Origin of the sequence: Exiguobacterium sp. s141, from assembly GCF_018618085.1 — a bacterium.
In the GTDB taxonomy this organism is placed as follows: Bacteria; Bacillota; Bacilli; order Exiguobacteriales; family Exiguobacteriaceae; genus Exiguobacterium; species Exiguobacterium mexicanum_A.
This window is the reverse complement of record NZ_JACSLJ010000009.1, coordinates 1-22,963: the sequence shown is the minus strand read 5'-3', so window position 1 is coordinate 22,963 and position 22,963 is coordinate 1. Positions and strand designations below refer to the sequence as shown.

The window sequence follows — 22,963 nt, the reverse complement described above, 5'->3', positions numbered from 1 at the left end:
GCCTTATTCCTCTTCCGTAACAGTCGGTTGAACGACTTGTTCTAACGCCGATGTTGCGTTCGGGATGTTGTCGTCATCTTCATCTTTCATTTCAACTTCTTCATCGTCCGCAGACATCATCTTGACTTCCATACCGAGCGCTTGGAGCTCTTTGATCAAGACGCGGAACGACTCAGGAACGCCCGCTTTCGGAACGCTCTCACCTTTCACGATGGCCTCGTATGCTTTCACACGGCCAACCGTGTCATCCGACTTGATTGTAAGGATCTCTTGGAGCGTGTAGGCTGCGCCGTACGCTTCAAGTGCCCATACTTCCATCTCACCGAAACGCTGTCCACCGAACTGTGCTTTACCACCGAGCGGTTGTTGTGTGACGAGCGAGTATGGTCCTGTCGAACGAGCGTGAAGTTTATCATCAACCATGTGCGCGAGTTTGATCATATACATGACACCGACCGAGACGCGGTTATCGAACGCTTCACCAGTACGACCGTCATAGAGACGAGTCTTGGCATCTTTGTCCATTCCAGCTTCTTCAATCGTTGCCCATACGTCTTCCTCACGCGCACCATCGAATACAGGTGTCGCCACTTTGATGCCGAGCTTTTTAGCCGCCATTCCGAGGTGGAGTTCGAGTACCTGACCGATGTTCATCCGTGATGGTACACCTAGTGGGTTAAGCATGATGTCAATCGGTGTGCCGTCCGGCATGTATGGCATGTCTTCTTCAGGGAGGATCCGCGAGATAACACCTTTGTTACCGTGACGTCCCGCCATCTTATCCCCTTCGTGAATCTTACGTTTTTGAACGATGTAGACACGAACCATTTGGTTCACGCCTGGTGAGAGTTCGTCACCGTTTTCACGATCGAACACTTTGACGTCCAAGATGATGCCGTCGCCGCCGTTTGGTACACGGAGTGACGTATCACGGACTTCACGTGCTTTCTCACCGAAGATCGCGTGCAAGAGACGCTCTTCCGCCGTCAATTCAGTCACGCCTTTAGGCGTTACTTTACCGACGAGGATATCGCCATCCTTGACTTCTGCACCGATGCGGATGATTCCACGATCGTCCAAGTTGCGAAGCGCGTCATCGCCGACGTTTGGAATATCACGTGTGATTTCCTCAGGTCCGAGTTTCGTGTCGCGTGATTCTGACTCGTACTCTTCGATATGAATCGATGTGTACACGTCATCTTTCACGAGACGCTCACTCATGATGATCGCATCCTCATAGTTGTAACCGTCCCATGTCATGAAGGCGACAACGACGTTACGGCCGAGCGCGAGCTCACCCATATCCATCGATGGACCGTCAGCAAGGATTTCTCCTTTTTCGACACGGTCGCCAGCAGCGATGATCGGCTTCTGGTTGTAGCATGTCCCTTGGTTCGAACGGACATACTTTTGAAGTTTGTAGCGGTCAAGATCACCCGACACCTCAGAACCATTCACGTCAGACGTGCGGCGGACCAAGATTTCGCGCGCTGTGACACGCTCGACGACACCTGGGAATTTCGCGATAATCGCGGCTCCAGAGTCTTTCGCTGACACGTACTCCATCCCAGTACCGATAATCGGTGAATCAGGTTGGAGAAGCGGTACAGCTTGACGTTGCATGTTCGCTCCCATGAGGGCACGGTTCGAGTCATCGTTCTCGAGGAACGGGATACATGCCGTCGCGGCAGAAACAACCTGTTTCGGCGAAACGTCCATGTAATCGACTCGGTTTGGCTCAACTGACAAGTTTTGTCCGCGGAAACGGCAAAGGACTTGTTCGTTGGCGAAACCGCCTTCTTCTGTGAGTGGCATGTTCGCCTGGGCGACGACGTAGAGATCTTCTTCATCCGCCGTCATATATTGAATCTCGCTCGTGACGAGACCTGTTTCTGGGTCGACTCGACGGTACGGTGCTTCGATGAAGCCGTACTCGTTTACTTTCGCATAAGACGAAAGCGAGTTGATGAGACCGATGTTCGGTCCTTCTGGTGTTTCGATTGGACACATCCGACCGTAGTGCGAATAGTGAACATCTCGAACTTCGAAACCGGCACGCTCACGTGTCAAACCACCCGGTCCAAGTGCAGAGAGACGACGCTTGTGCGTGAGCTCTGCGAGCGGGTTTGTTTGGTCCATGAACTGTGACAACTGCGAGCTACCAAAGAACTCTTTTAGCGACGCGATTACCGGGCGAATGTTGATGAGTGCCTGTGGTGTGATCGCATTTTGATCTTGAATCGACATCCGCTCTTTAACAACACGTTCCATACGAGAAAGCCCGATCCGGAATTGGTTTTGGAGAAGTTCTCCGACTGAACGAAGACGACGGTTTCCTAGGTGGTCGATGTCATCTGTTGTTCCGACTTCGTGTAGCAAGTTAAAGAAGTAGTTGATCGATGCGATGATATCAGCCGGCGTGATGTGTTTCACGCTGCGGTCGATATTGCCGTTACCGATAATGTTCAAGATACGCTCTCCATCTGGGTCATCTGGTGAGATAACTTTGATCGATTGAAGACCGAACGGTTCACCTTCAGCGACGCCGCCTGTCGGCTCAGCATCCATATAACCGAGGCCGTTTTCCAAATGTGGAAGAACGCGGTCAAGGTTGCGACGATCGAGGATTGTTCCAGCTTCAGCGATGACTTCGCCTGTTTCTGGGTCAACGAGCGTCTCGGCCAATTTTTGACCGAAGAGACGGTTTTTAAGATGAAGTTTTTTGTTCATCTTGTAGCGACCGACGTTTGCAAGGTCATAACGTTTTGGGTCGAAGAAACGAGATACGAGAAGTGACTTCGCGTTCTCAACCGTTGGTGGTTCACCAGGGCGGAGACGTTCGTAAATTTCGATCAACGCTTTTTCTGTTGATTCTGTATTATCTTTTTCAAGGGTATTGCGAAGATATTCATCATCCCCGAGAAGGTCGATAATCTCTTGGTCCGTACCGAATCCGAGGGCACGCAACAACACTGTTACCGGGATCTTACGGGTACGGTCGATACGAACGTAAACGATATCTTTGGCATCTGTCTCAAGTTCGAGCCATGCACCGCGGTTCGGAATGACTGTCGCACCGAAACCACGCTTACCGTTTTTATCGAGTTTGGCGTTGTAATAAACGCTCGGCGAACGAACAAGCTGGGAAACGATAACGCGTTCTGCACCGTTAATGATAAATGTTCCCGATTCTGTCATGAGTGGGAAATCTCCCATGAACACTTCTTGTTCTTTGAGCTCACCTGTTTCTTTGTTTTGTAGACGTACTTTTACGCGCAATGGCGCAGAGTAAGTAACGTCTCGCTCCTTCGATTCATCAATCGAATACTTCGGCTCACTGAGCGAATAATCGATGAACTCGAGCACAAGGTTTCCAGTGAAGTCGGAGATTGGCGAAATGTCCGTAAACATCTCTTTCAATCCTTCACGTAAGAACCACTCGTAAGAAGCAGTTTGAATTTCAATCAAATTCGGAAGCTCTAATACCTCACTGATACGGGCAAAGCTTCTTCTCTGACGGTGACGACCGTACTGAACAAGTTGACCAGTCAACTGATTCACCTCTCAGACCCCCAATTCTCTATCGAATTTTTCGGGCGTAATAATCGAACATTGTCATTGAATGTCGTCTCTTTTCCGCGTCTAAAAAGCGGCAAACGCGGCAGTTCAAGGCGAATTCCATTCCAATGGCATTTTATAATGTTAGCATATACGTTATAGCGAGTCAACAAGACTTCACCGTTTGTCAAGAGCGAATTGCTCGGAAAATGAAATAGCCTTTTTCTTTCACAACCGTCTCGACTTGACCAAACACATCTTCAAGCAACTTCTTGGCAGAAGGCGCTCCTTGTTTCTTTTGGATGACGACATAGAGCGCTCCACCTACGACGAGATGCGCATGCGCGCCTCGCAGAATCGTGTGGACCACTTGCTTTCCGGCCCGAATTGGCGGATTGGTCACGATTGCGGCGAACTGTTCGTCACCGACCGCGTCGTAAGCGTGGCTGAGCCGCGTCTCGATCGTCACTCCGTTCTGGGCGGCGTTTTGCTCTGACAAGGCAAGCGCTCGCTCGTTCACGTCGACGAGGAGTGCTTCACGCCCAGAGGCGTCGGCAAGCGAGATCCCCATCGGACCGTAGCCACAGCCCACATCTAAAATGCGCCCTTCGACGTCAGGCACTTCAAATGATTCGATTAAGAGACGTGACCCAAAATCGACCGATCCTTTCGAGAACACGCCGCGGTCCGAGGTGAAGCGATATGTCTTCCCTCGCAACTCGTACGTCCATGTCTCAGGGGCACTTTTCGAACTAGGGTCGTTCGTATAGTAATGATCTCCCATGCATTGAACCTCCTAACCCACTCTTCAAGGAAATAAAAGAAGCTCGCCATAGCGAGCTTCTATAGGTTGTGAAGTAAAAGTTGGATTACTTAACTTCGACAGTTGCGCCAGCTTCTTCAAGCTTAGCTTTGACTGCGTCTGCGTCTTCTTTAGAAACGCCTTCTTTGACTGGAGCCGGAGTTCCGTCAACGAGTGCTTTCGCTTCTTTAAGACCGAGGCCTGTAAGTTCACGAACTGCTTTGATGACGTTGATTTTACCAGCGCCAGCGTTTGTGAGGATTACGTCGAATTCAGTTTGCTCTTCAGCTGCTGCTGCGCCTGCACCTGCAACTGCTACTGGAGCTGCTGCTGATACGCCGAATTCTTCTTCGATTGTTTTTACGAGTTCGTTAAGTTCGAGAACCGTCATTGATTTGAGGTCTTCGATGAATTGCTCTTTGTTGAAAGCCATTATGGTTTTCCTCCTTTGATGTTGTAAAGATTGGTTTTGGTTACGCTACGAGACAAAAATTAAGCAGTTTGCTCTTCTTTTTGTTCTGCGATTGCGTTTGTTGCGACTGCGAGCCCACGGATTGGAGCTTGAAGGACGCTGAGAAGCATCGAGAGAAGACCATCGCGTGATGGAAGTTCTGCAAGGGCTTTAACTTCTTCGAGTGAACTTACTTTGCCTTCGATGATTCCGCCTTTCAATTCGAGCGCTTTGTGCTCTTTCGAGAAGTCATTCAAGATCTTCGCAGGGGCAACAACGTCTTCGTTAGAGAAGGCGATTGCTGTAGGACCTGTGAAGACTTCGTCAAGACCTTCGAAGTTCGACTGAACTGCCGCGCGGCGAAGAAGACCGTTTTTGTATACTTTGAACTCGATTCCAGCGTCACGGAGTGATTTACGGAGTGTAGTCACTTCTTCAACTGTAAGTCCACGGTAGTCAACAACGATTGTTCCGACGCTCGCTTGCATTTTTTCAGCGATCTCATCGACGAGTGCCGATTTTTGAGATACGATTTTTTCGCTTGCCATGTGTTTGCACCTCCTAGTCAATTCTTATACCGGACGAGAGGCTGCTCTCCAAAAAGAAATCCCTCGTATGAAGACATACGAGGGCGTAATTGTTTGAAAGTAAACCTGTGACAACAGGCTCAAGTTCGAGCAAAGACACCTCGGAAGGGTTTACGGACCGATGTCCACCTTCTGTCTACGGTAATCCAACATATTCGGTTGAACGTGTATTACTTTAACAGCGGTATCACACGTTGTCAACAGTTTATTTCAAGTAGATTACTTGATGAAGTCGGCAGTCGCGACACGGATTCCAGGACCCATTGTCGAAGAAAGCGCGATGTTTTTAAGGTAAGTTCCTTTTGCAGTAGCAGGCTTCACTTTCATGAGTGTCTCGATGATTGTCTCGATGTTCTCAGAGAGTTTTGTTGCTTCAAATGACTTCTTACCAACTGGTACGTGGATGTTACCGGCTTTATCAACGCGGTATTCTACTTTACCAGCTTTGATGTCCGCGATTGCTTTCGCAACGTCGAACGTGACTGTGCCTGTTTTCGGGTTAGGCATGAGGCCTTTTGGTCCGAGAACGCGACCAAGTTTACCAACTTCACCCATCATGTCAGGTGTCGCAACGATTACATCGAAGTCGAACCATCCTTGTTGGATTTTAGTGATGAACTCAGAGTCACCGACGTAGTCAGCGCCAGCCGCTTCAGCTTCTTTAACTTTTTCGCCTTTTGCGAAGACGAGAACTTTTTGTGTTTTACCAGTACCGTGTGGAAGTACGACGGCACCGCGGATTTGTTGGTCCGCTTTCTTTGGATCTACGCCGAGACGGACAGCAACTTCGATTGTTTCATCGAATTTAGCAGTAGCTGTTTTCTGAACGAGTTCAACGGCCTCAGCGAGTTCGTATGACTTCATGCGGTCAACAAGCTTAGCTGCTTCTTGGTGTTTTTTACCCATGATTCTTTTCCTCCTTGTGGTTAGCGGAATTTCCTCCCACATAATGAAGGGATTGAAGGTGAGCATAATATTCACCGACAATCCCAGAGACTAATAAATTAGTCTTCGATTACAATACCCATACTACGCGCAGTACCTTCAACCATAAGCATCGCTGTTTCAACAGACGACGCGTTAAGGTCAGGCATTTTAAGTTCAGCGATTTCGCGAACTTTATCACGCTTAACCGTTGCTACCTTCTTACGGTTTGGTTCACCAGAACCGCTCTCGATACCAGCAGCTTTCTTCAAAAGAACTGCAGCTGGTGGAGTTTTCGTAATGAATGTAAACGAACGATCTTCGTATACCGTAATGACTACAGGAATAATCAATCCGGCTTGGTCTTGTGTACGAGCGTTGAACTCTTTACAGAACCCCATGATGTTAACACCTGCTTGACCAAGTGCTGGACCTACTGGTGGTGCTGGGTTAGCTTTACCAGCTGGGATTTGAAGTTTAACGAGTTTAGTAACTTTTTTCGCCACGAGACACACCTCCTTAAGTCTAAAATGTGGTTTCTTGGACGTTGTGCGCCCTCCCACTCAATCTATTAGGTCGAGTTTGTACCGAAATATAGCACAACATCAAACATTTCCGATTGTACCATCCGCTTCCGAGAATGGCAAGTGGGTATTAGTTAATTTTCTGAACTTGTTCGAAATCAAGCTCAATTTTTGTTTCACGGCCGAACATGTCAACGACAACTTTGAGCTTCTCTTTATCGGCTTCGATTTCATCAATCGTTCCTTCAAAGTTCTCAAATGCGCCTTCTTTGACACGAACAAGGTCGCCGAGTTCGTAGTTGTAACGATCTTTCTTCTCGATGAGACCCATCTGTGACAAGACGTTCGTCACTTCGTCAGGTTGAAGCGGGATCGGCTTGGCGCCGCCGCCCGTTGAACCGAGGAAGCCGGTGACGTTCGGCGTGTTCCGCACGACATACCACGAGTCGTCAGTCATGACCATCTCGACGAAGACGTAACCTGGGAAGCTCTTCACTTCTTTTTCTTTAATCTTCTTCTCGCCACTCTTGAGCGTGACTTCTTCTTGCGTTGTTTCAGTCGGAACGAGGACGCGGAAAATTTTATCTTCCATGTTCATCGAACCGATCCGACGTTCTAGGTTTTCTTTGACGTTGTTTTCAAATCCAGAATACGTCTGGACAACAAACCATTGTTTCTCCACGGCTTTCACCTCTTTCCTTAGTTGATTAATAGGTTGACGAGATAGCTGACACCAGTATCTACGCCGAACACGAACAGGCCGATCACGACGACCGTCGCGATGACCGTGATGGTATATTTTGTGAGCTCTTTACGAGTCGGCCAACTCGTTTTCTTTAACTCTTTCCATACATCGCGCAAAAAGTTCATGGTAGCTTCCTCCTACGTTGAATGCCAATCTACATTACTTCGATTCTCGGTGTGTCGTATGCGCATTGCAACGCCGACAGAACTTTTTCAGCTCGAGCCGTGTCGTCACGTCATCTTGTTTCATGGTCGAATAACCGCTCGACCCGCAATCCGAACACGCGAGACTTACTTTCTTTGCCATTCATGAGCGCCCCTTTCGACAGCTCTCCTATAAAAAAGAGCGAAAAAAAAACGCCTCCTGTAAATGGCGTCTACGGACAAGGCGCTGCCTTAAAAGTATCACATAGGAGGCGTGCGGTCAATATCGGTTAGCTCGTCATCGTTTTGACGTCGACATGCCGCTCAAACTTTTTCTTCACGCGCTGTAACGCGTTGTCAATCGATTTCACATGACGGTCGAGGTCGTCCGAGATTTCTTGGTACGAACGGCCATCCAAATAAAGACGCAACACTTTTCGTTCCAAGTCACTCAGGAGCTCTTCCATCTTTTCTTCCATGAATAGTTGTTCTTCTCGCGTCACGAGCAAATCCTGCGGGTCCGTCGGATGCGGCGGCAAGATCACATCGAGCAGTGTCCGATCCGACTCGTCGTCAAAGATTGGCTTGTCGAGCGAGACGTAAGAATTGAGCGGGATATGCTTTTGACGGGTCGCCGTTTTGATGGCAGTGATCATTTGACGGGTGATGCACATCTCGGCAAAACTTTTAAACGAGGCGAGCCGCTCATCGCGGTAATCCCGGACACCTTTATACAGACCGATCATGCCTTCTTGCACGATGTCCTCGTGATCGGCACCGATCAAAAAGTAAGACCTTGCCTTCGCCCGGACGAAATATCGGTAACGTTCAATCAAAAACTCAAGAGCGTCGCTATCCCCCTCATTACGCGCAAGAAAGACCAGCTCTTCGTCGGACATGCTTTCGAATTGCTCGTATGGCCATCCGTTCATGTTTCATACCCCCCGGCGATTGATGAACTTATGTAAGTTTGTGCTCTCATTATAGGCGTCGGTTAAAACAACCGTCAAATAAAATTCTAAAAATTCCGTCAATTACATATCGTGTAACTCATACATCTATTAGTATACAACATTTCTTTCCAAATAAATGTCAAATTAAAAACAAAAGACGAGTCCATTTGATGAACTCGTCTGTAATATCCTTCACCGCCTCATTTACGACGGCGTATTTCTTCCAATCGGGCTCTTATGTCTGGTGAAAGGTCAATCGTTTTTCGATTCGACCGATCCTGCTCGAGTGCCGACCGTTCTTTTTCGATCAACACCTGGGCGTGCTTCCAATCCTTCAGTAACTCATTGGCAGGAACCCGGAGCGCTCCTTGTCCGAAGATAACCCACTGTTCGGTGAAGTCGTTCGTCGCGACAAACAACGTCACGAGCCGATCATCGACAAGGGCGTGCGCACGGCGTTCAATCCATTCATCCGCCGTCTCGTTTTCTTTCGTATAGACGACCGCGACACGACTCTGATTCGCTTTCGATTCCCGCCCGTATCGCATATGGGCATCGAAGACGATTGTCACTTCGCGACCCGTGACCGCTTGGTACTCGGCCATCGCTTCAATCAAATCGTTTCGTGCTTTCTCAAAATCGATGTCTCGCAGCTTTCGAAGGTGCGGCCATGCGCCAATAATGTTATATCCATCCACGAGGAGCAATTCCCGTTTCTTGATGCTCATGACAATGGGTTACGTGAGCGATGCACTTCATACAAGAGAAGCGCGGCCGCGACCGAGGCGTTCAGCGATGTGACGTGACCGACCATCGGCATGTGGACGAGGAAGTCACACGATTCGCGTACGAGGCGGCTCATCCCTTTACCTTCACTACCGATGACAACGACGAGCGGCATGTTCCCATCGAGGCGACGATAATCTTGGCTCTCGCTCGCGTCTGTCCCGACAACCCATAGTCCTTTCTCTTTCAGTTCTTCAAGCGTCCGCGTCAAGTTTGTGACGCGTGCGACCGGAATGTACTCGATTGCGCCTGTCGAAGCTTTCGCCACCGTCTGCGTCAAACCGACCGAGCGGCGCTTCGGAATGATAATCCCGTGCGCCCCGACCGCATCCGCTGTCCGTAAAATCGAACCTAGGTTATGCGGGTCTTCGAGTTCATCGAGCAGAATGAACAACGGCGTTTCTCCTTTTGACTCGGCAAGGGCGAACATATCTTCGATCGACTTATATTCGTAGGCGGCGACCGCGGCGACAACACCTTGGTGATGTTCGCTACCGGCCATTTTCTCGAGTTTCGTTTTCGGGACGAACGAGACTTGAACCGATGCCTCGTTGGCCATGCCGATGATTTGAGCGAGCGGCCCCTTCTGTTGCCCTTCCATAATAAAGACCTTGTTCATATCGCGACCGCTCCGGAGCGCTTCCATCACCGGGTTGCGCCCGTAAAGGAAGTCGATTCCTTCCTCGAGCACGTCGACTTCTTGATAGTCTGGTCGTTCTAGTTTTTGGCGCTTCGGTCGATCATTTCGTTCGCCGCGTGGACGATCAAATGAGCGTTGCTCATGCGCCCTTCCTCCGTCATGTCGTTTCGAATGACTCGGTTTCGAGCCATGTGAACGCTTGTTCGATGAGTTCTTCAAGACGATCCCTTCTTTCCATTAGATATGTGTAACCAATCAATGCTTCGAACGCTGTCGAATAGCGATACGTATGAACATCTGTCCGCTTCGGGATTGAACCGGATTTCGCGTTCTTCCCACGGCGGACGACAGCCGCTTCATCATCACTCAAGACACCTGTCTCGAGCCAGTGGGTCACGATCCCAGCCTGCGCTGCCGCATTCACGTAGCGGATGGCGCCACGGTGTAGGTCGTTCGGCTTCGTCATCCCTTGTCCGAGCAGTCGTTTGCGTACCGCCATCTCATAGACGGCGTCCCCCATATAGGCGAGGGCGAGGGCGTTCAGTTGAGGGGCGAGTTGTTTCATAACCGCTTCCACCGCACCCCTTGGGCTGTATCTTCGAGTTGAATCTTCTGTTCTTTCAAGAGATCTCGAATCTCATCGGCACGCGCGAAATTCCGCTCCGCCCGAGCCGTGTTCCGCTCTTGAATCAATTGATCAATTTCCGCGTCAAGAAGCTCTAGCTCTTTCTTGATTGTCAAACCAAGCACACCTGTCAATTCTTCGAAGAGAGCGATCACGTGTTCGAGCGTGACTTTTGAGACGTGGTCCGCTTTTGCGTAGATGTTCGCTTCACGTGCCAAGTCAAATAGGACGGTCACTGCATTCGCCGTATTGATATCATCATCCATCGCTTCGATAAACGTTGTTTTAATCGTCGCAAGCTTGCGTTCCATCGCCTCGCTCGGCTCTTCAAGGCCGGCCGTGACCGATAAGCGGTATTCAACGTTTTGATACGACTCCTTGATGCGATCCCATCCGTTCGCCGCTTGCTCGATCAACTCACGGCTATAGTTGATCGGATGACGATAGTGGACCGATAACATGAAGAAGCGGAGCACCATCGCATCCACTTCCTTCAACGCCTCATGGACGAGCAGGAAGTTCCCGAGCGATTTTGACATCTTTTCATTCTCGATATTGATGAATCCGTTATGCAGCCAATAGTTGGCGAACTTCGTATGGTTGCACGCCTCCGATTGGGCAATCTCGTTCTCGTGGTGCGGGAACTTCAAGTCATGGCCCCCGGCGTGAATGTCGATCGTCGTGCCAAGGTGTTTTTTCGCCATCGCTGAACACTCGATGTGCCAGCCTGGACGACCTTGTCCCCATGGACTCTCCCATGCCGGCTCACCTGGTTTCGCGGCTTTCCACAAGACGAAATCGAGCGGGTCTTCTTTCTTTTCCCCGACGTCGACACGTGATCCCGCGCGTAAGTCTTCAATCGACTGCTGGCTCAATTTGCCATACGTCTCAAACTTACGCGTCCGGAAATAGACGTCCCCGCCTGCTTCATACGCAAAGTCCTGCGTCTCGAGTTCGCGGATGAATGTGATAATCTCTTCCATCGTGTCCGTGACACGTGGATGGACGTCCGCCGGCAATACGTTCAAGGCACCCGTGTCTGCCAAATACGCGTCGATATACCGATTCGTCAACGTACCGACGTCTTCTCCGAGCTCATTGGCGGTCCGAATGATTTTATCGTCGACATCTGTAAAGTTGAGGACGTATTTGACGTCATAGCCTCGATACGCTAAATAACGACGAACTGTATCGAAGGCGATGGCCGGCCGGGCGTTACCGACGTGAATGTAATTGTAGACGGTCGGTCCACATACATACATCGACACTTTCCCAGGTACGATTGGTACAAACGGCTCTTTTTTATTCGTGAGGCTGTTGTAAAACTGAATCATGTGTATTCTCCTCCATCCGTTTCTCTAATGAAGCAAGTTTGTCTTCTAGCTGAGCGACGGCACGTTCCAGCCGCTCTTGGCACTCGCGGTCCGGGTCGGGGAAGCGGTGATCGAGATCATGCTGCTTAACCCGTTCGCCGTTCCGGATGACGACCCGGCCTGGAATCCCAACGACCGTCGAGTCGGATGGGACGTCTTTTAAAACGACAGAACTCGCCCCGATTTTGACGCAATCGCCAATCGTGATATTGCCGAGCACTTTCGCCCCGGCAGAGATGAGGACATCATTCCCGATCGTCGGGTGACGTTTCCCTTTCTCTTTTCCCGTTCCGCCGAGCGTCACGCCCTGATAAATCGTTACATTGTTACCGATAATCGCCGTCTCACCAATGACGATGCCAAACCCGTGATCGATAAAGAGACGTTCACCGATGACCGCACCGGGATGAATCTCAATTCCCGTCAACCAACGGCTCGTCTGCGCGATTAACTTCGCCATTAACTTGACTTTGCGCGTCCATAGACCGTGCGCGATTCGATGTGCCCACAGGGCGTGTAACCCTGGATAGGTCAAGACGACCTCTATTTTTGATCTTGCGGCCGGGTCGAGTTCGAGCACGTTTCGTATATCGTCGCTCACACTTTTCCAAAATCCCATAATTGTTCTCCTTTTCCATATCAAAAACAAAGACGCCCCTGTGCCAAGGCACAGAGACGCCGTAAGCGCGGTTCCACTCTGTTTGGGAAAGTTCCCCTCTCATGTCTCGTTAACGCCGAGTCGCGGTCCCGACTACGTATCGCCGGAACGGCTCCGAGGTGCACTTCGACGGGGGACGCTTCTAGAACTTCCAGCCTAGGTTCTAGTCTCTGTTAAGTGTCATACCGCTTACTTTCCTCATCGTTGCCTTTAAGCTAATAATGTTGTGAGACGTGCCAAGACACGCTCTTTGCCAATTAGTGAAATGGCGTTCGGAAGCTCTGGTCCGTGCGTCTGCCCGGTCGTCGCGACCCGGATCGGCATGAACAAGTTCTTTCCTTTTTGGCCAGTCGCCTTTTGTGTCGCTTTCGTCGCTGCTTTGACGGCTTCCGGTGTGAAGTCTTCGATTGTTTCAAGTTGAGCCTTGAATTCGGCGAGGACAGCCGGTACCGTTTCTCCAGCGAGGACCGCATTGGCCTCTTCGTCGTATTCGACCTCGTCTTTAAAGAACAGGTCCGTCAACGTCACGATTTCAGCACCGTGTGTCATTTGTTCTTTATAGAGGGCGATCAACGCTGTCGCCCAATCGGCTTGTTCTATCGACAAGGCGTTCGGTAAACGTCCTGCTTCTTGTAAGAATGGTAAACTGAGTGCCACCACTTCGTCAAGCGAAGCCTGTTTCATATAGACGCTGTTGATCCAAGCAAGCTTCTGTTGGTCAAAGACGGCCGGGCTCTTCGACAAACGACTCGCATCAAACATCTCGATGAACTCTTCTTTCGTGAAGATCTCCTCTTCTCCGACCGGCGACCAACCGAGGAGCGAGATGAAGTTAAAGAGTGCCCCTGGAAGGTATCCGAGATCAGCGTATTGTTCGATAAACTGAATGATCGACTCATCACGCTTCGATAACTTCTTATGGTTCTCGTTATAAATCAATGTCATATGACCAAACGCCGGATAGTCCCAACCGAGCGCGTCATAGACCATCATCTGTTTCGGTGTGTTGGCGATATGATCATCCCCGCGCAACACGTGGCTGATTTTCATCAAGTGATCGTCGACGACGACAGCGAAGTTATACGTCGGGATGCCGTCCTGTTTGACGATGACCCAGTCTCCGAAGTCTTTCGACTCGAACGAGACGTCGCCTTTGACGACATCGGTCCACTTATATGTGACCGACTCTGGTACACGAATCCGAATCGACGGTTTACGTCCTTCGGCTTCGAACGCAGCTTGCTCTTCGTCGCTCAAGTTACGATGTGCACCCGAATACCGCGGTGCCTCGCCGCGTGCGATTTGAGCCTCACGCTCCGCCTCGAGTTCTTCAGACGTCATATAGCACTTGTATGCGAGCCCCTTGTCCATCAACTCGTTCACGTATTGATTGTAAAGGTCGAGGCGTTCCATTTGGAAGTACGGGCCGAAGTCGCCGCCGCGGCCTGGGCCTTCATCCCAATCGATGCCGAGCCATTCCAAGTATTTCATTTGGCTCTCGACACCGTTCTCGACGTTCCGTTTCTGGTCCGTATCCTCGATTCGGAGAATCATCTTCCCGCCAGCATGGCGAGCATATAAATAGTTAAATAGCGCGGTCCGGGCGTTCCCGATATGAAGGTGACCCGTCGGACTCGGCGCATAGCGTACGCGCACTTCACTCATAATATTTCCACCTTTCTTCTCTTCTGCCCAAATAGTATACCACTTTTGTCAAGCGCGGTTGAGCAGGATGACCGCCTGAGCGGCAATTCCTTCTTCACGTCCGGTGAAGCCTAGCTTTTCAGTCGTCGTCGCTTTGACGTTCACTTGGCTGATGTCCGCTTCGAGCAACTCGGCGATGACCGCTCGCATATCGTCGATGTACGTGCGAAGCTTCGGCCGCTCCGCCATCACTGTCGCATCGACGTTGCCGAGCACATAGCCTTCTGCTTTGACGAGTTGCCACACGTGTTGTAACAATACTTTCGAGTCTGCATCCTTAAACTCAGGGTCCGTGTCCGGGAAATGCTTGCCAATATCGCCCGCTGCAATCGCCCCGAGCGCCGCGTCGGCAATCGTATGCAACAAGACGTCCGCATCTGAGTGGCCAAGTAGACCGCGGTCATGCGGAATCTCGATTCCTCCTAAAATAAGCGGACGCCCTTCCGCGAACGCGTGTACATCAAATCCTTGTCCGATTCTCATCGATAATCCTCCTTCGTTAAAATCGCTTCTCCAAACAATAAATCTTCTGGGGTTGTCATTTTAATGTTGTGGTAATCCCCCGGGATAATCGTCACCCGTTGCCCGGTCCATTCGAATAGACTGGCATCATCCGTGCCGATAAAACGAGCAGCTTCTGCCCGCTCATGGGCGGCTTGAATGGCGCCTGCCGGAAACGCTTGGGGCGTCTGCGCCAACCATAGTGCCTCACGCGGCACCGTCTGCGTGATGTGTCCGTCCATCACTTGTTTCACCGTATCTTTGACCGGAACAGCGAGAATCGCCCCTGCCGTCTTGGCCGCTTCGGCGATGGCATGAAGTTGGTCAAGGCGCACAAATGGCCGTGCCCCGTCATGAATCAAGACGACATCTTCGGGATTGACGACTTGCAATCCGGCTCGAACGCTCTGTTGCCGTTCTTCCCCACCCGTCACGTATGTAATCGGGGTCTCTAAATGATGCAACTGTCGCTCGAACCACCCTTGTTCCTCAGGGCGCACTGCGAGCACGATGCGCTCACACCATGCATCTTTCGAGAACGCTTCGACCGTCCATACGATAATCGGCTTCCCTTGTAACGTCAGCATCAATTTATTCTCATCGGCTCCCATCCGCTTCCCTTTCCCTGCGGCTGGGATGACCACTGTATAACGCACCATTCCATTCACCTCTGTTCGTGAAAAAAGAGAGCGCTAATGCGTCTCTTTTTCCATGCTTATTCAGGACGCGCAAAAATCATACGGCCAGCCGATGTTTGAAGAACGCTCGTCACGACAACAGGCAATGTCTTCGAAATCAACTTGCGCCCACCTTCAACGACGACCATCGTGCCGTCTTCGAGGTACGCGACGCCTTGATTTTGTTCTTTACCTTCTTTAATGACCGTCACGACCATCTCTTCCCCCGGGATGACAATCTGTTTGACTGAATTTGCCAAATCATTAATGTTCAGCACAGGGACATTTCGAACTTCGCACACTTTATTCAAGTTGTAGTCGTTCGTGACGACAATCCCTTTTTTCAATTCGGCCAACTTGATCAATTTAATGTCCACTTCGGCGACGTCTTCAAAGTCCCCATCATAGATTTCTACTTCGATGCGGTCGTTGTCTTGTAACTCCTTCAAAATATCAAGACCGCGACGACCACGGTTCCGCTTCAACGTATCCGACGAATCGGCGATATATTGAAGCTCGCCGATGACGAATTGTGGCACGATGAGCGTGCCTTCGATGAAACCGGTCTTCGAAATGTCGGCAATCCGACCGTCGATAATGACGCTCGTATCCAAAATTTTATCGTTCGAGCGGCGCAACGGTTCTGCTTCCGGCTTCTCGCGTTCACTCTTGACGAACAGTTTAATCCATTCGTTCCGCTTCCGATAGCCGACAGCGAAACCGAAGTACCCGAACAAGGCGGTCACGAAAATCGGTACGATTTTGCTGAGTAAGAAGATATTTGTTACTTCTAATGAGACACTGATCAAAAAGGCAATCAACAAACCAATAATCAATCCGATCGACCCGAACAAAATATCACCGACCGGTAAACGGACGAGCCGTTCTTCAACAAAACGGATAAATTTAACGACCCCATCGGTCAAGAATAAACTAAGAATGAAGAAGATAAGTCCACCAATCAAACTAGCCACATAAGGAATCGTCAACCAAGCCGGTACATTCACTCCGAGGTCACCTAACAGCAACATCGCTTCGATAATACCGAACCAACCGACGACGAGTCCGATTAAAATAAATCCGATTCGTACAGCAATCTTCACTCATTCCACCTCCTTTATTATGAATTAAAATTTCAAGAAATTAACACTTTCATTGTAACATGGTTTTTTTGAAAGCGTTCGTTACAAAGCGTTAAAAACTGCCGGAAGCGCCCCGTCAGAACGGGATGGCAAGTTGGAGCGCTTCATCGACAGTACTGACACCGACGACATCGATACCAGGTGGGGCCGTCCAGCCCCCGAGGTTATTTTTCGGGATAATCGCCCGCGTAAATCCGAGCTTGGCCGCTTCGGCGACACGCTGTTCAATCCGTGACACCCGACGCACTTCCCCGGTCAATCCAACTTCGCCGATGCACACATCCGTCGGACGGGTCGGACGATCGCGGAAACTTGACGCGATCGAGATACAAATCGCCAAATCGATCGCAGGCTCATCCAACTTGACACCGCCCGCCGCTTTTAAATAAGCATCTTGCGTTTGGAGTAAAAGCCCTGATCGTTTCTCAAGGACGGCCATGAGGAGCGCGACCCGGTTCTGGTCGATCCCTGTTGCCATCCGACGTGGATTTCCGAATGAGGTCGGGGAAATTAATGCCTGCAGCTCGACGAGCACCGTCCGCGTCCCTTCCATCGACGCGACGACAGTTGAGCCCGAGACACCGGCAGTCCGTTCTTCTAGGAAAATTTCAGACGGATTGAGCACTTCTTCGAGACCGCCTTCCTTCATTTCAAAGATACCGATCTCGTTCGTCGATCCGAACCGATTTTTGACGGCCCGTAAAATACGGAACGTGTGGTGACGTTCGCCTTCAAAGTAAAGGACGGCATCGACCATATGCTCGAGCAGACGAGGTCCCGCAATCGAACCTTGTTTCGTCACGTGACCGACGATAAAGACGGCAATTCCACGGGTCTTGGCGATTTTCATGAGCGCTGCCGTACATTCCCGAACTTGGGCGACACTACCTGGCGCCGACTGGATCTCATCCATATAGACGGTTTGAATCGAGTCGATAATGACGAACCCTGGTTCCTCTTCATCGATGACCCGTTCAATCATCAACATATCCGTCTCCGCGAGGACATATAAGTCCTCGGTCGGGAGGCCAAGCCGCTCGGCGCGAAGTTTCGTCTGTTTGAGCGATTCTTCCCCGGAAATATAGAGCACTTTCCGTCCACTGTGCGCCAAATGGGCGCTCACTTGAAGCAAAATCGTCGACTTTCCGATTCCCGGATCGCCACCGACGAGGACGAGTGAGCCTGGAACGATTCCGCCCCCGAGCACACGGTCAAACTCTTGACTGTTCGTATGGACCCGCGTCTCTTCTTGTGACACAACGTCCGACAGACGCTCCGGCTTCAGCTGTCTCGAGGAGCTATGAACGAAGGCGGCCCCCCGCTTTGCCTTTTTCTCTTCGACAAACTCTTCAACGAGTGTGTTCCATTCATTACATCCTGGGCAACGCCCCATCCATTTTGCGGATTCGTACCCGCATGACTGACATACGTATTTCGTTTTAATTTTTGCCATGATGTTCCTTTCCGTCTAAAAAAGCTCCCTCACATGAGAGAGGGAGCCTTGTAGTTACTGAACGACACCTTCATTACGGACGACGAATTCGCCGTCTTGTACATCGAGCGCCACTTTGCTGCCTTTTGTGATGCTGCCGCTGAGCATCGCCTCTGAGAGTCGGTCCTCAACCTCACGCTGGAGCGCACGGCGGAGTGGACGAGCCCCGTATTCCGGGTCGTACCCGACTTCAGCGATTTTCTCGAGCGCTGATTCGGTGAGACTGAAATCAATGCCTTGTTCTCCGAGACGTTTCGTAAGTGTCTCGGCCATAAGTTTGACAATTTCTTGGATGTGCTCTTTTTGGAGCGAGTGGAAGACGGTGATCTCGTCAATCCGGTTCAAGAACTCGGGACGGAACGCTTTTTTCAACTCTTCCGTGACTTTGTCTTTCATTTCGGTATATTCACGTTTCACATCATCTTCAACCGTGAACCCGACATATTTGTTGCGTTTGAGGGCTGCCGCACCGACGTTTGACGTCATGATGATGACCGTGTTCCGGAAGTCGACCGTACGCCCTTTCGAGTCAGTCAAGCGACCGTCATCGAGCACTTGAAGCAAGATGTTGAACACTTCAGGGTGGGCCTTCTCAATCTCATCAAGCAAGATGACCGAATATGGCTTGCGACGAACCTTCTCAGTCAATTGACCACCTTCTTCATAGCCGACGTAACCTGGAGGCGATCCGACGAGACGGCTCGTCGCGTGTTTCTCCATATACTCAGACATGTCGATTCGGATGATGGCGTCTTCGTCACCGAACAACGCTTCAGCCACGGCACGAGCCAACTCGGTTTTCCCGACACCAGTTGGTCCGAGGAATACGAACGAACCGATCGGACGTTTCGGATCTTTCAATCCGGCACGAGCCCGGCGAATCGCCCGCGAAATCGATTTGACGGCCTCATCTTGACCGATGACCCGCCCGTGGAGAATCGATTCGAGTTTGAGGAGACGATCTGTCTCTTCTTCGGCAATCTTCGTCACCGGGACACCTGTCCAGTTGGCGACGACTTGCGCGATATCTTCTTTCGTTACTTCGAGTTTTTCATTCCCTTGCTTATTCTGCCATTCCGACTTGAGCTGTTCGAGCTCATCCCGAAGTTTCTGCTCGGTATCACGTAACGAGGCAGCCTTCTCGAACTCTTGACTCTGTACAGCCGAATCTTTCTCTTTGCGAATCGACTCAAGACGAGCCTCGAGTTCTTTCAAATTCGGCGGTGCCGTGAACGAACGAAGTCTTACTTTCGAAGCAGCCTCATCGACGAGGTCGATCGCTTTATCCGGAAGGAAACGGTCCGAGATGTAGCGGTCCGAGAGAACGACGGCTTCATGAATCGCTTCATCTGTGATCGTGACGCGATGGTGCGCCTCGTAACGGTCACGTAACCCGAAGAGGATTTGTTCTGCCTCATCCGTTGTCGGTTCATTGACTTGGATCGGTTGGAACCGGCGTTCGAGTGCCGCATCTTTCTCGATATACTTCCGGTACTCATCAAGTGTCGTCGCTCCGATACATTGGAGTTCACCACGTGCGAGTGACGGTTTCAAAATGTTCGACGCGTCGATTGCGCCTTCAGCGCCGCCAGCTCCAATCAATGTGTGCAATTCGTCGATGAAAAGAATGACGTTCCCAGCTTGGCGAATCTCATCCATTACCTTTTTCAATCGGTCCTCAAATTCACCGCGGTATTTCGTTCCAGCGACGAGTGTTCCCATATCAAGTACCATGACACGTTTATTACGAAGAGTTTCTGGAACTTCGTTATTAATGATCTGTTGAGCGAGACCTTCGACGACTGCCGTTTTCCCGACCCCTGGTTCCCCAATGAGGACCGGGTTATTTTTTGTCCGGCGAGACAACACTTCGATGACGCGTTGAATCTCGCCAGCGCGGCCGATGACTGGGTCAAGACGCGACTCACGCGCCTGTTGGGTCAAGTCACGGGCCAAGCCGTCTAGCGTTGGTGTCGCGGCACTCGTTCCAGGTTGTGACGCATTAGAAGATGACTCCGTGTTTCCTAAGAGTTGAAGTACTTGCTGACGTGCCTTCGTCAAACTGACACCAAGGTTATTCAAGACACGAGCCGCCACACCTTCACCTTCACGAATCACGCCGAGTAAAATGTGCTCGGTGCCAACGTAAGAATGTCCAAGTTTTCGAGCCTCGTCCATCGAGAGTTCGATTACTTTTTTTGCACGCGGTGTATAGTGAATCGTTGAGCCGTTTTCTGATCCACGGCCAATGAGTGCCTCTACTTCTTGTTGAATTTTTTCAGACGTGAGTCCGAGGGCGAACAGTGCTTTAGCAGCAATCCCTTCCCCTTCACGGACGAGTCCGAGTAAAATATGTTCTGTACCAATATTATGATGGCCAAGTCGTACCGCTTCCTCTTGTGCTAAAGCTAATACGCGCTGAGCTCGTTCTGTAAATCGACCAAACATCATTGACAAAACCTCCTTAAAGTTGGATCAAACTAAGCCATGATCTAACGTTCGACGAACGAGAGTCGCTCGTTCGCGATTTCGTTCTTTCGTAGATAATGTTTTCCCGAAATGTTTTTGTAGGAAACCTGATTGAAGCTTTACAATTAATTCGTGAAACTGAGGTGGACTCCAGTCGGACAAAATACCAAGGTCACTCGCCAAATGCAAATCCGACAGACGTTCAATCGCTTCTGTCGATGATAACAGTTTCGCATAACGTAAAATTCCGTATGAGCGATAAAACTGGTCCTCTAACTCGTCTTGGTTACGGGCCAGTAGCTCTTCCCGTGCTTGTCGTTCCGCCTGAATGACTTGCTCCGTAACTTCCATAAAATCTGTCAACAACTGTGATTCATGACTGCCGAGTGTGCGTTGATTCGATAATTGAAACAATCGTCCCGCCGCGTCGCTACCTTCTCCATACCGTCCCCGAATCGTATATCCGAGCTTGCGAAGCTCTTTCAATATAGGAGTAATTCGCCCTGTCAACGTTAGCCCTGGAAGATGGAGCATCACTGACGCTCGAAGTCCTGTACCGATATTACTTGGACAAGTCGTTAAATATCCGAGCTGTTCGTCATATGCGTATGGGAGAGATTCGCCACAGAGAACATCGACTCGTTTCGCGAGTTCAAACGCTTCTTCCACTTGATAACCCGGGAGTAACGTTTGAATTCGTAAGTGATCTTCCTCATTAATAAGCACACTGATCGTTTCATCTTCACTTAACAAGACGGCACTTTCTTCTTTTCCAGCAATCGTTGGGCTAATCAAATGTTTTTCAACGAGTGCTTGTCGTGTCACTACATCGTAAGTGCCCATGTGCAAATATTCGAAGCCTTGCAATCCGCCAAGTGACGTTTCAACACGTTGACAAAGCTGATGTTGACTTTCTTTAGATAAAACCGGAGAAAAGACTGTATCTTTTAAGTTACGCGCTAGACGGATACGAGTAGAGATGACTAAGTCATCAAGTTTCGCTCGCTCTTTCATCTTCGGACCGAGTGGATGCTTGAGAAATGGTTCCATCATGCCTCACCTTGTCCTTTCAGCTGAATTATTTCTTTTTTAATTCGCGCTGCACGTTCATAATCTTCTTGTTCGACGGCTCGTTGTAACTCCCCTGCTAACTTTTGGAGTCGCTCTTCGATTCGCTCGTCGGGTGTGCGCAAGGCATCAGGCATCGAACCGACGTGAACATCATGGCCTTGCTGGTACTGCCGAGTGATTTTAATCAGTTCATCACGAAATACCGTATAACAAGTAGCGCATCCAGCTTTTCGTAAATGAGCCAGCTCGTTTTGTGTTAGTTGACACGTGGGACAGCGTTTCACGACCGGTACATAACCTGACATGATTTCTACTGTACAATTACGACATAGTTTACGCGTTACAGGAATTCCATTCTCCACTACTTGAATTTCATTGACGGCAGGTCGCCGTTTGCATCGTTCACATAGCATAGATGTATGCCTCCGTCAGTCAATGGTAACTAAGTAATTTCATTAATGCGAGTAACTGTTGTCTTCGAATCAAGTGTCGATCTTCAGCGTTCAAGCCGAGCGCTTCATCTGACAACAAGTGGTACAGCAAACGAACTTCTCGTTCACTTAACATTCCTTCTTCAAACAAGCGAATCAATATATTCTCGACAAGTTGTTCAGAAAGACGAGGATGATCGTGTAAAATATCCATCAAACTAGCCAACACGTCTTGTTTTTCATGCAAAATCACACGACGAATGCGAATATATCCTCCGCCTCCACGCTTACTTTCGACCAAATATCCCTTTTCGACCGTAAAACGCGTGTTGATGACGTAGTTGATTTGAGACGGAACACACTCGAAACGCTTAGCGATATCTTGCCGTTTAATTTCAATCGCTTCGGCCTGGCTCTCCTTCAGCACTTGTTTTAAATACTGTTCGATTACATCCGATATGTTTCTCATCTCCACCACCCTCTGACCATCTTTGACTTTTGACTATATTCTATCATTGATTCAAAAAAAGGCAAACGAAAAGCGATGTCGCAGTTGCGACATCGCTAGATATACAAAAAAAGAACGACCAAGCGGATGCTTGATCGTCCTTCGCGTTGGCCTGGCAACGTCCTATCCTCACAGGGGGAGACCCCCAACTACTTTCGGCGCTGAAGCGCTTAACTTCCGTGTTCGGCATGGGAACGGG

The 22,963-nt window shown here is 50.0% G+C and carries 24 protein-coding genes, 1 rRNA gene and 2 other annotated features; all 25 genes read right to left on the bottom strand.

Annotation, left to right across the window (positions count from 1 at the left end):
• Window positions 1-3: 3 nt before the first annotated feature.
• Complete coding sequence (rpoB, locus tag KNP74_RS13800; protein WP_034781750.1) at window positions 4-3,552, bottom strand: DNA-directed RNA polymerase subunit beta; 3,549 nt, start codon at window positions 3,550-3,552, stop codon at window positions 4-6.
• 193 nt (window positions 3,553-3,745) lie between these two features.
• Entirely contained in the window at window positions 3,746-4,342 is a 597-nt protein-coding gene (locus KNP74_RS13795) for a class I SAM-dependent methyltransferase (protein WP_034781715.1), read from the bottom strand.
• 85 nt (window positions 4,343-4,427) lie between these two features.
• On the bottom strand, window positions 4,428-4,793 hold the full coding sequence (gene rplL / locus KNP74_RS13790; protein ID WP_024372175.1) for a 50S ribosomal protein L7/L12: 366 nt from the start codon (window positions 4,791-4,793) through the stop codon (window positions 4,428-4,430).
• Window positions 4,794-4,852: 59 nt separating this feature from the next.
• Entirely contained in the window at window positions 4,853-5,359 is a 507-nt protein-coding gene (gene rplJ, locus KNP74_RS13785) for a 50S ribosomal protein L10 (protein WP_138858561.1), read from the bottom strand.
• A gap of 45 nt (window positions 5,360-5,404) precedes the next feature.
• Window positions 5,405-5,558 (bottom strand) — a sequence feature (ribosomal protein L10 leader region).
• A gap of 59 nt (window positions 5,559-5,617) precedes the next feature.
• The gene (rplA, locus tag KNP74_RS13780) at window positions 5,618-6,304 is read right to left on the bottom strand and encodes a 50S ribosomal protein L1 (RefSeq protein ID WP_034781720.1); all 687 of its coding nucleotides are present in this window, start codon (window positions 6,302-6,304) and stop codon (window positions 5,618-5,620) included.
• A 98-nt stretch (window positions 6,305-6,402) separates the two neighbouring features.
• On the bottom strand, window positions 6,403-6,828 hold the full coding sequence (rplK, locus tag KNP74_RS13775) for a 50S ribosomal protein L11 (protein ID WP_021066593.1): 426 nt from the start codon (window positions 6,826-6,828) through the stop codon (window positions 6,403-6,405).
• A gap of 148 nt (window positions 6,829-6,976) precedes the next feature.
• Entirely contained in the window at window positions 6,977-7,528 is a 552-nt protein-coding gene (gene nusG / locus KNP74_RS13770; RefSeq protein WP_034781725.1) for a transcription termination/antitermination protein NusG, read from the bottom strand.
• A gap of 17 nt (window positions 7,529-7,545) precedes the next feature.
• A complete protein-coding gene (secE, locus tag KNP74_RS13765; RefSeq protein ID WP_012727692.1) occupies window positions 7,546-7,716 on the bottom strand; it encodes a preprotein translocase subunit SecE in 171 nt (56 codons plus the stop codon).
• 34 nt (window positions 7,717-7,750) lie between these two features.
• Window positions 7,751-7,897, bottom strand: coding sequence for a 50S ribosomal protein L33 (gene rpmG / locus KNP74_RS13760; protein WP_034781727.1), 147 nt, complete (start codon window positions 7,895-7,897; stop codon window positions 7,751-7,753).
• Window positions 7,898-8,024: 127 nt separating this feature from the next.
• The gene (gene sigH / locus KNP74_RS13755; protein ID WP_034781729.1) at window positions 8,025-8,666 is read right to left on the bottom strand and encodes an RNA polymerase sporulation sigma factor SigH; all 642 of its coding nucleotides are present in this window, start codon (window positions 8,664-8,666) and stop codon (window positions 8,025-8,027) included.
• 221 nt (window positions 8,667-8,887) lie between these two features.
• Entirely contained in the window at window positions 8,888-9,415 is a 528-nt protein-coding gene (locus KNP74_RS13750) for a YacP-like NYN domain-containing protein (RefSeq protein WP_034781731.1), read from the bottom strand.
• A complete protein-coding gene (gene rlmB / locus KNP74_RS13745) occupies window positions 9,412-10,164 on the bottom strand; it encodes a 23S rRNA (guanosine(2251)-2'-O)-methyltransferase RlmB (protein ID WP_034781752.1) in 753 nt (250 codons plus the stop codon). The genes KNP74_RS13750 and rlmB overlap by 4 nt, the downstream gene beginning before the upstream one ends.
• Before the next feature lie 106 nt (window positions 10,165-10,270).
• Window positions 10,271-10,678 carry a Mini-ribonuclease 3 gene (locus tag KNP74_RS13740; protein ID WP_138858558.1) on the bottom strand — a complete coding sequence of 136 codons (408 nt, stop codon included), beginning with the start codon at window positions 10,676-10,678 and terminating at the stop codon, window positions 10,271-10,273.
• Complete coding sequence (gene cysS / locus KNP74_RS13735; RefSeq protein WP_138858557.1) at window positions 10,675-12,072, bottom strand: cysteine--tRNA ligase; 1,398 nt, start codon at window positions 12,070-12,072, stop codon at window positions 10,675-10,677. Before cysS ends, KNP74_RS13740 begins: the two co-directional genes overlap by 4 nt.
• Window positions 12,041-12,730, bottom strand: a complete 690-nt coding sequence (gene cysE / locus KNP74_RS13730; protein ID WP_138858556.1) for a serine O-acetyltransferase — start codon at window positions 12,728-12,730, stop codon at window positions 12,041-12,043. Before cysE ends, cysS begins: the two co-directional genes overlap by 32 nt.
• 49 nt (window positions 12,731-12,779) lie before the next feature.
• Window positions 12,780-12,983, bottom strand: a binding site (T-box leader).
• The gene (gltX, locus tag KNP74_RS13725) at window positions 12,980-14,437 is read right to left on the bottom strand and encodes a glutamate--tRNA ligase (protein WP_214712664.1); all 1,458 of its coding nucleotides are present in this window, start codon (window positions 14,435-14,437) and stop codon (window positions 12,980-12,982) included. (Overlaps the previous feature by 4 nt.)
• 45 nt (window positions 14,438-14,482) lie before the next feature.
• Entirely contained in the window at window positions 14,483-14,956 is a 474-nt protein-coding gene (ispF, locus tag KNP74_RS13720) for a 2-C-methyl-D-erythritol 2,4-cyclodiphosphate synthase (RefSeq protein ID WP_021066582.1), read from the bottom strand.
• Window positions 14,953-15,630, bottom strand: a complete 678-nt coding sequence (gene ispD, locus KNP74_RS13715; protein ID WP_138858554.1) for a 2-C-methyl-D-erythritol 4-phosphate cytidylyltransferase — start codon at window positions 15,628-15,630, stop codon at window positions 14,953-14,955. The genes ispF and ispD overlap by 4 nt, the downstream gene beginning before the upstream one ends.
• A 59-nt stretch (window positions 15,631-15,689) precedes the next feature.
• Complete coding sequence (locus tag KNP74_RS13710) at window positions 15,690-16,754, bottom strand: PIN/TRAM domain-containing protein (RefSeq protein ID WP_034781740.1); 1,065 nt, start codon at window positions 16,752-16,754, stop codon at window positions 15,690-15,692.
• A gap of 115 nt (window positions 16,755-16,869) precedes the next feature.
• Entirely contained in the window at window positions 16,870-18,246 is a 1,377-nt protein-coding gene (gene radA / locus KNP74_RS13705) for a DNA repair protein RadA (protein ID WP_034781742.1), read from the bottom strand.
• Window positions 18,247-18,300: 54 nt separating this feature from the next.
• The gene (gene clpC / locus KNP74_RS13700; RefSeq protein ID WP_214764617.1) at window positions 18,301-20,736 is read right to left on the bottom strand and encodes an ATP-dependent Clp protease ATP-binding subunit; all 2,436 of its coding nucleotides are present in this window, start codon (window positions 20,734-20,736) and stop codon (window positions 18,301-18,303) included.
• A 24-nt stretch (window positions 20,737-20,760) separates the two neighbouring features.
• Window positions 20,761-21,804, bottom strand: a complete 1,044-nt coding sequence (locus tag KNP74_RS13695; protein ID WP_205729346.1) for a protein arginine kinase — start codon at window positions 21,802-21,804, stop codon at window positions 20,761-20,763.
• Window positions 21,804-22,238, bottom strand: a complete 435-nt coding sequence (locus KNP74_RS13690; protein ID WP_034781746.1) for a UvrB/UvrC motif-containing protein — start codon at window positions 22,236-22,238, stop codon at window positions 21,804-21,806. Before KNP74_RS13690 ends, KNP74_RS13695 begins: the two co-directional genes overlap by 1 nt.
• 19 nt (window positions 22,239-22,257) lie before the next feature.
• Window positions 22,258-22,725, bottom strand: a complete 468-nt coding sequence (locus KNP74_RS13685) for a CtsR family transcriptional regulator (RefSeq protein ID WP_114166644.1) — start codon at window positions 22,723-22,725, stop codon at window positions 22,258-22,260.
• Between the two features lie 149 nt (window positions 22,726-22,874).
• A 5S ribosomal RNA gene (gene rrf / locus KNP74_RS13680) occupies window positions 22,875-22,963 on the bottom strand; the annotation flags it as partial.

Coding starts and splice junctions, on each gene's coding strand:
- KNP74_RS13795 (WP_034781715.1), bottom strand. CDS start 4,342: ATGGGAGATCATTACTATACGAACGACCCTAGTTCGAAAAGTGCCCCT.
- rplL (WP_024372175.1), bottom strand. CDS start 4,793: ATGGCTTTCAACAAAGAGCAATTCATCGAAGACCTCAAATCAATGACG.
- rplJ (WP_138858561.1), bottom strand. CDS start 5,359: ATGGCAAGCGAAAAAATCGTATCTCAAAAATCGGCACTCGTCGATGAG.
- rplA (WP_034781720.1), bottom strand. CDS start 6,304: ATGGGTAAAAAACACCAAGAAGCAGCTAAGCTTGTTGACCGCATGAAG.
- secE (WP_012727692.1), bottom strand. CDS start 7,716: ATGAACTTTTTGCGCGATGTATGGAAAGAGTTAAAGAAAACGAGTTGG.
- rpmG (WP_034781727.1), bottom strand. CDS start 7,897: ATGGCAAAGAAAGTAAGTCTCGCGTGTTCGGATTGCGGGTCGAGCGGT.
- sigH (WP_034781729.1), bottom strand. CDS start 8,666: ATGAACGGATGGCCATACGAGCAATTCGAAAGCATGTCCGACGAAGAG.
- KNP74_RS13750 (WP_034781731.1), bottom strand. CDS start 9,415: ATGAGCATCAAGAAACGGGAATTGCTCCTCGTGGATGGATATAACATT.
- KNP74_RS13740 (WP_138858558.1), bottom strand. CDS start 10,678: ATGAAACAACTCGCCCCTCAACTGAACGCCCTCGCCCTCGCCTATATG.
- cysS (WP_138858557.1), bottom strand. CDS start 12,072: ATGATTCAGTTTTACAACAGCCTCACGAATAAAAAAGAGCCGTTTGTA.
- cysE (WP_138858556.1), bottom strand. CDS start 12,730: ATGGGATTTTGGAAAAGTGTGAGCGACGATATACGAAACGTGCTCGAA.
- ispF (WP_021066582.1), bottom strand. CDS start 14,956: ATGAGAATCGGACAAGGATTTGATGTACACGCGTTCGCGGAAGGGCGT.
- radA (WP_034781742.1), bottom strand. CDS start 18,246: ATGGCAAAAATTAAAACGAAATACGTATGTCAGTCATGCGGGTACGAA.
- clpC (WP_214764617.1), bottom strand. CDS start 20,736: ATGATGTTTGGTCGATTTACAGAACGAGCTCAGCGCGTATTAGCTTTA.
- KNP74_RS13695 (WP_205729346.1), bottom strand. CDS start 21,804: ATGGAACCATTTCTCAAGCATCCACTCGGTCCGAAGATGAAAGAGCGA.
- KNP74_RS13690 (WP_034781746.1), bottom strand. CDS start 22,238: ATGCTATGTGAACGATGCAAACGGCGACCTGCCGTCAATGAAATTCAA.
- KNP74_RS13685 (WP_114166644.1), bottom strand. CDS start 22,725: ATGAGAAACATATCGGATGTAATCGAACAGTATTTAAAACAAGTGCTG.